An 11,090-nucleotide genomic window follows, 5' to 3' on the forward strand; every position below is an offset into this window, starting at 1 on the left:
CGGGTATCGAACCAGTTCATGCCCCAGTGCAGGTGCGGGCCGGTGGCACGGCCGGTGGCGCCGACCGCAGCGATCACCTGGCCCTGTTCCACACGGTCGCCGACCTTCACGTCGATGCGCGACAGGTGCAGGAAGTTGGAGCTGACCCCGAAACCGTGGTCGAGCAGCAGGGTGCCGCCGGTCAGGTACAGGTCGGGGCCGGCGAAGGTGACGATGCCGGCGGCCGGCGCCTTCACCGGCGTGCCGGTCGGTACCGCGATGTCCATGCCGGAATGACCGGCACCGGGCTGTCCGTTGTACACGCGTGCGTTGCCGAAGCGGCCGCTGATGCGGCCCTGCACCGGCCAGATGAAGGTCTGGGTGAAGTCGGTACGGTCGTCATCGCGGGCACGCGCGGCGGTCACCTGTGCTTGTTCGCGCTTGATCCGCTCGGCAATCGCCGGCGGCGGGTTGACCGTCTTCGGCGGCACGCCGTTGACCCGCTCGGTGGGCCAGTCGCGCGGGGTCACCGCAATGGTCGCGGTCTCGCTGCCACCATCAGGGCGTTGCACCTGCACGCGCAGCGGACCCTTCTCGTCGCGGCCGATGCCGAACACCACGCTGCCATAGCCGCTCACCCGCAGTTGGCGGCCGGCGTACTGCACGCGGCTGCCGGCGGGTACCTTGCCGATCACCAGTGCGCCCTGCGACGCGCTGGCCGGGAACACCACGCGGCTGTCGATCAGGCTGCCGATGCCGTCCTGTGCCTGCGCCGACGGTGCGGTGAACAGGGGCGCGGCCAGCAGCGCCCCGATCAGAAGTGCGGAGCGCATCAGCGGTCGTAGGTCATGCGCTGGCCGGCCGGCTCGCCAACGAGCTTGCTGCCGTCCCACACCAGCTGGCCGTTGACCCAGGTGGAGGCCACGCGCGAACGGAAGGTCGTGCCTTCGAACGGCGACCAGCCGCACTTGGACAGCACGTCCTCGCGCTTGACCGTGAACGGCACGTCCTCGACCAGCACCAGGTCGGCGAAGTAGCCCTCGCGCAGGAAGCCGCGCTCCTCGACGTCGAACAGCTGTGCCGGCGCATGCGCGAACTTCTGCACCACCTGCTCGCGGGTCAGCTTGCCTTCGTGCACGCGTTCCAGCGCGGCCACCAGCGCGTACTGCACCAGCGGCAGGCCCGACGGTGCCTGCGCGTACGGCTTCTGCTTCTCTTCCCAGGTGTGCGGCGCGTGGTCGGTGGCCAGGACGTCCAGCACGTCGTCGGCCAGCGCGGCGGTGATCGCCTCGCGGTCGGACACTTCCTTGATCGCCGGGTTGCACTTGATCAGGTTGCCCTTGGTCGCATAGTCCGGGCGCGCGAAGTGCAGGAAGTGCACGCAGGTTTCGGCGGTGATCTGCTTGCGGCTGCCGTCGGCGCGGATCAGCGGGCCCTTCTCGAACAGCGCCAGTTCGTCGGCGGTGGAGATGTGCAGCACGTGCAGGCGGGTGCCGTGCTTGCGCGCCAGCGACATCGCCAGGCGGGTCGACTTGATGCAGGCCTCGCGCGAGCGGATGTCCGGGTGCATGTCCGGGGTCAGCGCGTCGCCATATTTCTCCTGGAAGGCCTTCAGGTTGGCATCGATCATCGGCGTGTCTTCGCAGTGCGTGATGATCGGCGTCGGGCATTCGCGGAAGATCGCGTCCAGCGTTTCCGGGTTGTCGACCAGCATGTTGCCGGTCGAAGCACCCATGAACACCTTCACGCCGGGCGCCTTCTTCGGGTCCAGCGCACGGATGGCGTCCAGATTGTCATTGCTGGCGCCGTGGTAGAAGCCATAGTTGGCCCAGGCGCGACCGCGCGCCAGTTCGTACTTCGCTTCGAGGATGGTCGAATCCAGCGTCGGCGGGTTGGTGTTGGGCATGTCCATGAAGCTGGTCAGGCCACCGGCCACGGCCGCCGCCGATTCGCTGGCGATGTCGCCCTTGTGGGTCAGGCCCGGCTCGCGGAAGTGCACCTGGTCGTCGATCATGCCGGGCAGCAGCCAGCGCCCGGCTGCGTCCACCACCTGTTCGCCGTCGCGCGGCGCCAGCCCACTGCCGATCTGCGCGATGCGGCCGTTCTCGATGCGCAGGTCGCCGTCGAAGGTGCGGCCTTCGTTGACCATGCGGGCGTTGGTGATGAGGGTGGAGGACATGTCAGTGTTTTCCTGTGCAACGGCAAGAGGGGGCGTTGGGAGACTCGGGCACGGGGTCGAAGCCGCCAGGATGGAACGGATGGCAGCGGCCCAGCCGGCGCGCAGCCAGCCAGCTGCCGCGCAGCGGGCCGTGCCGCGAGATGGCGTCCATCGCGTATTCAGAACAGCTCGGCACGAAACGGCAGCGTGGCCCCAGCAAGGGGCTGATGAAGCGCTTGTAGAAGCGCAGCAGGGCAATGAGCAGGCGCGAGATCACCCAGTCATCTTATGCCAGTTGGCATGAAGGCCGCATTTGTGCAGGATGGGCCGTTGGTCGCATGTCGCCGATGGCCTGCGACCGGTACCAGTACCTTCGGGTGCTGGCCAGGTTCCGTACCGCGCAAGGCGGTCCGTGTTCGTCGGACTGCCCCTTGGGCGCCTTGACTCCAGGACTGAATGGAGCAGGGTGCCGAGGTTGCTGCTGCGGGTCGGGTAGGCTATAAAGGCCCGCTTTCCCGGGCCCCGGGGAATCCAAGGAAGAGCGTTTCGTGGCTGCTAAAAAAACTGCAAAGAAGGCCGCAACGGCCGCCAAGAAAACCGCCAAGCCTGTTGTGAAGAAGTTGGCGGCAAAGCCCGTTGCCAGGAAACCGGCCAGCAAGCCGGCGACCAAGGCAGCATCCTCGCAACCGGCGGCCAGGAAGGCCACCGCAAAGAAAACGCCGGTCAAGGCAACCAAGCCGGTGGCGAAGAAGGCCGCCGCGCCGGCCAAGGCCAAACCTGCCGTTGCCAGCAAGAAGGCGCCGGTGGTGAAGAAGGCTGCCAGCAAGGCCGCGCCGGTGAAGAAGGCCGCCGCCAAGCCGGTAGCGAAGAAGGCAGCAGCCAAGCCGGCGCCGAAGGCGGTGGTGAAGAAGGCTGCGGTCAAGCCGGTCGCCAAGCCTGCAGCGAAGAAGGTTGCTGCGGCTAAACCGGCGGCCACGCCTGCCGCTGTAAAGAAAGTCACCAAGAATGTTGCCGCGCCGGCCGCAAAGCCGACCCCGGCCCCCGTAGTGAAGTCCGCACCGAAGCCTGCCCCCAAGCCGGCTCCGGCCAAGCCTGTCCCGGCCAAGACCGTGGCAGTGGCAGCAGCCCAACCGGCCCCCAAGCCGGCCCCGGCCGCCGCTCCTGCTGCTTCGAAGGCCCCGCAATCCAAGAATCCCGTGCCCGTTTCGAAATCGCCTGCCAAAACCGCCGTGAAATCCGATTCCGCCCCGAAGACCGTGTCGCGCCCTGTCGGCAAGGTTGCCGTGGCCGTCGCCGCCCGCTCGGCGGCACCGGCCCCGCGCAGCAAGTACAAGGTGGTCGAATACAAGACCGACGAGGCCACCGGCCGCCCGATCCTGCCGGCTGGCTACAAGCCGTCCTCGGAAGAGGAATACATGAGCCCGCTGCAGCAGGAATATTTCCGTCAGCGCCTGCAGAACTGGCGTGCGGACCTGGTGGAAGAGTCCAAGCAGACCATCGAGAACCTGCGCGAGGAAGTGCGTGACATCGGCGACGAAGCCGAGCGTGCGACCCGCGAGACCGAGAACTCGCTGGAACTGCGTACCCGTGACCGCTACCGCAAGCTGATCGGCAAGATCGACAGCACCCTGAAGCGCCTGGAAGCCGGCGACTACGGTTACTGCGTCGACACCGGCGAAGAAATCGGCCTGGAGCGCCTGGAAGCGCGCCTGACCGCCGAGCGCACCATCGACGCCCAGGAGCGTTGGGAGCACCTGCAGAAGCAGCAGGGCGACTGATTCCTGATCGTTGTCTGGTCATGCGAAAAACCCGGCCTCGGCCGGGTTTTTTGTTGGGTGTGGTTGGCTGGGTAGAACGGCGCCTTCCAGGTATAGGAGGGAGCCTGCGGGTGGGGCCGGGCAGGACACGCTGCAAGTACATCCCTGTAAGCTCGGCCGCGGCATCCATGCCGCGGACGGTCCTGCCCGGCCCCACCCGCAGGCTCTCTACGGTTTCCTGCGTGCGCGGTTGCTGTAAAGCCGAGCTCATGCCCGGCTCGGGCCGAAGGCGGAGAGCAAGGAAGAGCAAAAGCAAAAGCAAAAGCATGGCTTGGCTCTACCAAGGGCGGTCATGCGTGCGCTCGCGGCTGTTGGGTCCGCCTTGTAGCGAGCCGAGCACCGCAGGGGAATCAGGGGCGAAGAGGCGGCTCTATCCTGTAGAGCCGACTGCTAGTCGGCTGGCTCTCCGCGCCGTCCCCTGATTCGCCGAGGAGCGCAGGGTACCGGCGCGCAGCGCCGGCTCGCGGATGGCGGCGCGTTTCTTTTGGTTACTTTTCTTTTCGCGTGAAAAGAAAAGTGACACCCCACCGTGGTCACGGAAAGAGCCCGCCGGGCATGGCCTGGCGCTATCGGCGCGTGGGCGCACGGAAATACGCAGCCGAGCATGGGCTCGGCTCTACAGGCTCACTGCAGGTCGCGAAGATTCAGCTTCCGCAATGTCGGGTTCTTCCACGCCGTGATCCCGGCCACGCTCAGCACCGCGAACCCGCCCAGCACCACCGCCGGCACCAGGCCGAGCAGCTTCGCCATCGTGCCGGCATAGAACGCGCCCAGTTCGTTGGACGAACTGATGAAGATGCCGTTGATCGACGACACCCGGCCGCGCATTTCTTCCGGCGTGGCCAGCTGCAGGATGGTCGAGCGGATCACCACCGAGACGCCGTCGAAGGCCCCGTAGAACAGCAGGATCAGCGCGGACAGCCAGAAGTGCTGCGACAGCCCGAAGCCGATCACGCACAGGCCGAAGCCGGCCACCGCGAACAGCAGCACGCGGCCGGCATTGCGGTGCAGCGGGTGGCGCGCCAGCCACAGGCCAACGCAGACCGAGCCCAGCGCCGGCATTGCGCGCAGGATGCCCAGGCCTTCCGGGCCGTGGTGCAGGATCTCGTGCAGGAACGCCGGCAGCATCGCCACCACGCCGCCCAGCAGCACCGAGAACATGTCCAGCGCCATCGCCCCGACCATGATCCGGTTGCCGACCACGAAGCGCGCGCCTTCAGCGATGCTCTTGAAGATCGGGGCGGCCGGGCCGGTATGCACCGGTTCTTCCACCTTCAGCGTGGCCAGGCAGGCCATCGCCACCAGCGCGAAGCCCGTGGCCACCGCGTAGGACAGGCCCTTGCCGCCGAAGCCGACCAGCACGCCGCCCAATGCCGGACCGGCCACCATGCCGGCCTGGAACACCACGGCGCCGAGGCCAGCGCCACGTGCGAACTGGTCACGGGCCAGCACGCGGGCGAACAGTGCGTTGTAGATTGGCGACAGGAAGGCGCGGACCATGCCGGTCAGCGCAATGGCCGCATAGATCGGCCACACGCCTTCGAACGGCAGCCAGCCCTTGGCCACGCCGGTCAACACCAGCGCGGTGGCGATCAACCCGGAGCAGGCGACCATGCCGAGCCGGCGGCGCGGCAGGTGGTCGACCAGATAACCAGCGAACGGCGCCACGCAGAAGAACGGCAGTACCTCGGCCAGGCCAACCAGGCCCAGCGAGAACGGATTGCGGGTGACTTCGTAGATGTGCCAGCCGACGGTGACCGCGACCACCTGGTAGGACAGCATCGCGAAGATGCGGTAGGCCAGCAGCTTGGCAAAACCGGGCCGGGACAGCAGCCCCAGCGCAGTGTCTTCGGCCGTGGCGGGTTCGCTCACGACGGGTCGCGCTGCAGCTGGGCCTGCGCGGTCTCGCGGATGAAGGCCAGCATCGCCGCCACGCCGTTGCTGCGGGTGGGCGAGAGGTGGCGGGCCAGGCCGATGTCCTGGATGTAGCTGGGCTGGGTATCCAGGATCTCCTGCGCCGAGCGCCCGGAGTACACGCGCAGGGCCAGGAAGATCAGGCCGGAAACGATGGCCGAATCACTGATGGCGTGGAAGCGCAGCGACTGCGCATTGCCTTCCGGCACGATCCAGACCATCGACTGGCAGCCGAGCAGGCGGTGCTCCTCGGTCTTCCATTCGTCCGGGAAGGCGGGCAGCTTGCGGCCGAGGTCGATCAGGTACTGGTAGCGCTCGGACCAGTCGCCGAAGAAGCCGAATTCCTCGGCGATGGCGGTCTGGGCCTCGGCGGCGGTGGGTTCAAGCGGGAACGGGGAGTCAGTCACAACAGTCTCTACAGTGGAGCGTGGCCGGCGGACCGGCCACGGGGCAGGGTGGTCAGCCGCGCTTGCGCGACCAGCGCACGCCCTGCGGGGTGTCTTCCAGCACGATGCCCTCGGCCGCCAGCTGGTCGCGGATGGCGTCGGAACGGGCGAAATCGCGCGCCTGCTTGGCGGCGGCACGCTCGTCGATCAGGCCCTGGATGCGGGCATCTTCGCCGTCATCGCTGGCCGCGGTGCCGAACCACTGCGCCGGATCGGCCTGCAGCAGGCCCAGGGCCAGGCCGGCACCGAGCAGCTCGCCCTTCAGGCGCGCCTGTTCGGCCGGGTCGGTGGCCCGGCGTGCATCTGCGGCGATGCGGGCCACTTCGGCCAGTGCCTGCGGGGTGTTCAGGTCGTCATCCAGGGTCGCCTCGACTGTGGCCGGGATCGCCACGACGGCCTCGACCGACGCCAGCTCGCGCAGCGTGCCGTACAGGCGGTCCAGGGTGCGCACCGACTGCTCGATGAGGCCATCGGACCAGTCCAGCGGCTGCCGGTAGTGGGCCGACAGCAGGGCCAGGCGCAGCGCTTCCGGCGGGTGCTGGCGGACCAGGTCGTGCACGCGTTCGATGTTGCCCAGCGACTTGCTCATCTTGGCGCCGCCGAAGTTGAGCATGCCGTTGTGCAGCCAGAAGCGGGCGAAGATCTTGCCGCCGTGGGCGCACTCGCTCTGCGCAAGCTCGTTCTCGTGGTGCGGGAACTGCAGGTCGACGCCGCCGGCATGGATGTCGATGGTCTCGCCCAGGTGGGCGGCGGCCATCGCCGAGCACTCGATGTGCCAGCCCGGGCGGCCACGGCCCCAGGGAGACGCCCAGCCAGGGAGGTCGTCGCTGGACGGCTTCCACAGCACGAAATCGCCCGGGTCGCGCTTGTACGGGGCCACGTCGACGCGGGCGCCGGCCAGCATCTCTTCCGGGTCGCGGCGCGAGAGCTTGCCGTAGCCTTCGAAGCTGGCCACCGCGAACAGCACGTGGCCTTCGGCGGCGTAGGCATGACCATTGGCGATCAGCTGCTCGATCATGGTGATGATCTGCGGGATGTGCGCGGTCACTTCCGGCTCGATGTCCGGCGGCACCACGCCCAGCGCGGCCATGTCTTCACGGTAGGCGGCGGCGAACCTGTCGGTGATGGTGCTGATGGGCACGCCCTGCTCACGCGCGGCGTTATTGATCTTGTCGTCCACGTCGGTGATGTTGCGGGCGTAGCGCAGCGCGCCGAAACGGCGCCGCAGCAGGTCGGCCAGCACCCCGAACACCACTGGGCCACGGGCGTTGCCGATGTGCACGTAGTTGTAGACCGTCGGGCCGCACACATACAGGGTCGGACAGGCCGGGTCGAGCGGGGTGAACGGTTCGAGCTGGCGAGTCAGGTTGTTGTGCAGGCGCAGGGTCATGGGGCTGTGGCTGGGGGACAAGCCTGTGATTTTAGAACGTGTCGGCCCCCTTTGGGGGCACCCATTGCCACCGGTGGACGCCAGCTCCACCCGGGGTGGGGTGGGCAGGAGCGGCGCGGACGGGTAATGTTCAGCCCCTTGCGCTCGCCACTGCCTACACTATTGCCGTGTCCTTGCTCCCGTCGCCAATGAAATCCACCGCGTTGCTGACCCTGGCCTGCCTGTCGGCGACGGCTGCCGTGGCCCAGGCGCAGGAGGCCGAGCCGCGCAACCGGGTGGTGATCGTCGAGAACGTGAAGTTCGACTATGCGCAGGTGCTGAACGTCGAGCCGGTGTTCCAGACCCTGCGCGCGACGCGGACCGAAGAGCACTGCGAGCCGATCTCGACCCGGACCCTGGCCCCGGTCAATGTCACCGGTGAAGAGCCGGTCGAGGACAAGGGACGGATCAGCCGCTTCTGGGACTCGGTGCGCTCGATGTTCAAGCGCAGCGATGAAGAGGTCTCCGAGGAGACTGCCGTCGAGACGCCGGCGCCAGCGCCGGCCAACAACGGCCCGATGCTGACCCGCGACTGCCGCATCGTGCCGGTGGGGCGTGAGTTCCGCCGGCCCATCGCCTACGACGTGGACTACGTCTACAAGGGTACCAAGTACCGCTCGCGGCTGCCGGAAGACCCTGGCAACCGGCTGAAGATCCGGGTGTCGATCACCCCCTGGGTCGGCCCCGAGCAGGGTACAGCCAGCAATCCCTGATTCTGCGACCCCGGCCCCTTGCGCCGGCCCCGGCCGCATGCAAGGATGGATGACCATGAAGCTCACCGACTTCCAGCACGACAGCAGCGCAGCCCGACAGGCGTCGGGCATGACCTCGCGTGCGCGTCGACCGGAACCCCACATCCTCGCTGGGTAACCGGAGCTTTTTGCTGTTCGTCCGAAAAAAACCCAGCCCGCCGGCTGGGTTTTTTCGTTTTCGCGTTCTGAAAGCTGCAACTGCAACCTTTTCGTTCCACCTTTGGTTCCTGTTTTCCCTTCCACCGCGTCGAACCCGGCGCCGCCACGCAAGGAAAGATGATGTCCCCCAAGCACTTCCTGAACACCCAGGACTGGAGCCGCAGCGATCTCGACGCGCTGCTGACCCAGGCCGCGCTGTTCAAGCGCAACAAGCTCGGCGACCAGCTCAAGGGCAAGTCGATCGCGCTGGTGTTCTTCAATCCGTCCATGCGCACCCGCACCAGCTTTGAACTGGGTGCGTTCCAGCTGGGTGCCCACGCGGTGGTGCTGCAGCCGGGCAAGGATGCGTGGCCGATCGAGTTCAACCTCGGCACGGTGATGGACGGCGATACCGAAGAGCACATCGCTGAAGTGGCCAAGGTGCTGGGCCGTTACTGCGACATCATCGCCGTGCGCGCGTTCCCCAAGTTCATCGACTGGGCCTACGACCGCCAGGACATCGTCCTCAACAGCTTCGCCAAGTACTCGCCGGTGCCGGTCATCAACATGGAGACCATCACCCATCCGTGCCAGGAGCTGGCCCACATCATGGCCCTGCAGGAGCACTTCGGCACCCAGGACCTGCGTGGCAAGAAGTACGTGCTGACCTGGACCTACCACCCCAAGCCGCTGAACACCGCAGTCGCCAACTCGGCGCTGACCATCGCCACCCGCATGGGCATGGACGTGACCCTGCTGTGTCCGACCGCCGACTACATCCTCGACGACCGCTACATGGGCTGGGCCGAGCAGAACGTGGCCGAGAGCGGCGGCTCGCTGAAGATCAGCCATGACATCGACAGCGCCTACGCCGGTGCCGACGTGGTCTACGCCAAGAGCTGGGGCGCGCTGCCGTTCTTCGGCAACTGGGAACCGGAAAAGCCGATCCGCGACCAGTTCAAGCACTTCATCGTGGACGAGCGGAAGATGGCGCTGACCAACAACGGTGTGTTCAGCCACTGCCTGCCGCTGCGCCGCAACGTGAAGGCCACCGACGCGGTGATGGATTCGCCGCAGTGCATCGCCATCAACGAAGCCGAAAACCGCCTGCATGTGCAGAAGGCGATCATGGCGGCGGTTGCCGGGCGCTGAATCAAACAAGGGGTAGAGCCGACCGTTGGTCGGCTGCTCCCGCAGCGGCGCATCCAACATTTCAGCCGACCAGCGGTCGGCTCTACCGAATTCCCATCCCCCAAGTGGACCTGATCCCCATGAGCAACAAAGACGTCGTTCTCGCCTTCTCCGGCGGCCTGGATACCAGCTTCTGCGTGCCGTACCTGCAGGAGCGCGGCTACAACGTGCACACCGTGTTCGCCGACACCGGCGGCGTGGATGATGAAGAGCGTGATTTCATCGAAAAGCGCGCCGCCGAGCTGGGCGTGGCCAGCCATGTCACCGTCAACGGTGGCCCAGCCATCTGGGAAGGCTTCGTCAAGCCGTTCGTGTGGGCCGGTGAGGGCTACCAGGGCCAGTACCCGCTGCTGGTCTCCGACCGCTACCTGATCGTCGATGCCGCGCTGAAGCGTGCCGCCGAACTGGGCACCAACATCATCGCCCACGGCTGCACCGGCATGGGCAACGACCAGGTCCGCTTCGACCTGGCCGTGAAGGCGCTGGGCGACTACCAGATCATCGCGCCGATCCGCGAGATCCAGAAGGAACACACCCAGACCCGCGCCTACGAGCAGAAGTACCTGGAAGAGCGCGGCTTCGGCGTGCGTGCCAAGCAGCAGGCCTACACCATCAACGAGAACCTGCTGGGCCTGACCATGTCCGGCGGCGAGATCGACCGCTGGGAAGCCCCGGGCGAGGGCGCCCGCGGCTGGTGCGCACCGCGCAGCGAGTGGCCGGAACAGGCGCTGACCGTGACCCTGAAGTTCGTTGAGGGCGAAGCCGTCGAACTGAACGGCAAGGCGCTGCCGGGCGACCAGATCCTGGCCCAGCTCAACAAGCTGTTCGCCCCCTACGGTGTTGGCCGCGGCGTCTACACCGGTGACACCGTGATTGGTCTGAAGGGTCGCATCGTGTTCGAGGCCCCGGGCCTGGTGTCGCTGCTGGCCGCGCATCGCGCGCTGGAAGACGCCGTGCTGACCAAGCAGCAGAACCGCTTCAAGCCGGACGTGGCGCGCAAGTGGGTGGAGCTGGTGTACGAAGGCTTCTACCACGACCCGCTGAAGACCGACATCGAGGCCTTCCTGAAGTCCTCGCAGGCCAAGGTCAATGGCGAAGTGGTGCTGGAAACCCGCGGCGGCCGCGTCGATGCAGTGGCGGTGAAGTCGCCGCACCTGCTCAACACCAAGGGCGCCACCTACGCGCAGTCGGCCGACTGGGGCGTGGAGGAGGCTGAGGGCTTCATCAAGCTGTTCGGCATGAGCTCCACCCTGTACGCGCAGGTCA

Annotated in this window: 10 protein-coding genes; 4 read left to right on the forward strand and 6 right to left on the reverse strand. The window is 67.0% G+C overall.

Going from position 1 to position 11,090, the window contains the following annotated elements:
* From N5D91_RS23725 to yidD, 3 genes are all read right to left on the reverse strand, one after another.
* Nucleotides 1-812 (reverse strand): M23 family metallopeptidase (locus N5D91_RS23725; RefSeq protein WP_279922764.1); only part of this gene is annotated, 812 nt, incomplete at its 3' end.
* Nucleotides 812-2,158: a dihydroorotase gene (locus N5D91_RS23730; RefSeq protein ID WP_012480835.1), complete on the reverse strand. Its 1,347-nt coding sequence runs from the start codon at nt 2,156-2,158 to the stop codon at nt 812-814. The genes N5D91_RS23730 and N5D91_RS23725, both read right to left, overlap by 1 nt.
* A gap of 1 nt (nt 2,159) precedes the next feature.
* Nucleotides 2,160-2,414, reverse strand: a complete 255-nt coding sequence (yidD, locus tag N5D91_RS23735; RefSeq protein WP_014037867.1) for a membrane protein insertion efficiency factor YidD — start codon at nt 2,412-2,414, stop codon at nt 2,160-2,162.
* A 271-nt stretch (nt 2,415-2,685) separates the two neighbouring features.
* Here yidD and dksA point away from each other — a divergent pair, with 271 nt between their 5' ends.
* Nucleotides 2,686-3,915 (forward strand): RNA polymerase-binding protein DksA, encoded by a 1,230-nt coding sequence (dksA, locus tag N5D91_RS23740; RefSeq protein ID WP_110712923.1) that lies wholly within the window; start codon nt 2,686-2,688, stop codon nt 3,913-3,915.
* 663 nt (nt 3,916-4,578) lie between these two features.
* Here the strand turns inward: dksA and N5D91_RS23745 are convergent.
* Genes N5D91_RS23745 through cysS form a run of 3 tightly spaced genes read right to left on the reverse strand, consistent with a single transcriptional unit; the run spans nt 4,579 to nt 7,704 of the window.
* The gene (locus N5D91_RS23745; RefSeq protein ID WP_049401154.1) at nt 4,579-5,826 is read right to left on the reverse strand and encodes an MFS transporter; all 1,248 of its coding nucleotides are present in this window, start codon (nt 5,824-5,826) and stop codon (nt 4,579-4,581) included.
* Nucleotides 5,823-6,275, reverse strand: coding sequence for a SufE family protein (locus tag N5D91_RS23750; RefSeq protein WP_180855201.1), 453 nt, complete (start codon nt 6,273-6,275; stop codon nt 5,823-5,825). The genes N5D91_RS23745 and N5D91_RS23750 overlap by 4 nt, the downstream gene beginning before the upstream one ends.
* Nucleotides 6,276-6,327: 52 nt before the next feature.
* Nucleotides 6,328-7,704, reverse strand: coding sequence for a cysteine--tRNA ligase (gene cysS / locus N5D91_RS23755; RefSeq protein ID WP_110712921.1), 1,377 nt, complete (start codon nt 7,702-7,704; stop codon nt 6,328-6,330).
* Nucleotides 7,705-7,892: 188 nt separating this feature from the next.
* Here cysS and N5D91_RS23760 point away from each other — a divergent pair, with 188 nt between their 5' ends.
* The 3 genes from N5D91_RS23760 to N5D91_RS23770 form a co-directional block, all read left to right on the forward strand.
* A complete protein-coding gene (locus N5D91_RS23760) occupies nt 7,893-8,456 on the forward strand; it encodes a hypothetical protein (RefSeq protein WP_110712920.1) in 564 nt (187 codons plus the stop codon).
* A 318-nt stretch (nt 8,457-8,774) separates the two neighbouring features.
* Nucleotides 8,775-9,785, forward strand: coding sequence for an N-acetylornithine carbamoyltransferase (locus N5D91_RS23765; RefSeq protein ID WP_014037861.1), 1,011 nt, complete (start codon nt 8,775-8,777; stop codon nt 9,783-9,785).
* A gap of 119 nt (nt 9,786-9,904) precedes the next feature.
* Nucleotides 9,905-11,090: argininosuccinate synthase (locus tag N5D91_RS23770; RefSeq protein WP_279922765.1), on the forward strand; the 1,186-nt coding region annotated here is incomplete at its 3' end.

The organism is Stenotrophomonas sp. GD03794 (assembly GCF_029842145.1).
Taxonomy (GTDB): domain Bacteria; phylum Pseudomonadota; class Gammaproteobacteria; order Xanthomonadales; family Xanthomonadaceae; genus Stenotrophomonas; species Stenotrophomonas riyadhensis.

Bases quoted from the DNA above. Each gene is read 5' to 3' on its own strand.
- N5D91_RS23730 (WP_012480835.1), bottom strand. From the start codon at position 2,158: ATGTCCTCCACCCTCATCACCAACGCCCGCATGGTCAACGAAGGCCGC.
- cysS (WP_110712921.1), bottom strand. From the start codon at position 7,704: ATGACCCTGCGCCTGCACAACAACCTGACTCGCCAGCTCGAACCGTTC.
- N5D91_RS23760 (WP_110712920.1), top strand. From the start codon at position 7,893: ATGAAATCCACCGCGTTGCTGACCCTGGCCTGCCTGTCGGCGACGGCT.
- N5D91_RS23765 (WP_014037861.1), top strand. From the start codon at position 8,775: ATGTCCCCCAAGCACTTCCTGAACACCCAGGACTGGAGCCGCAGCGAT.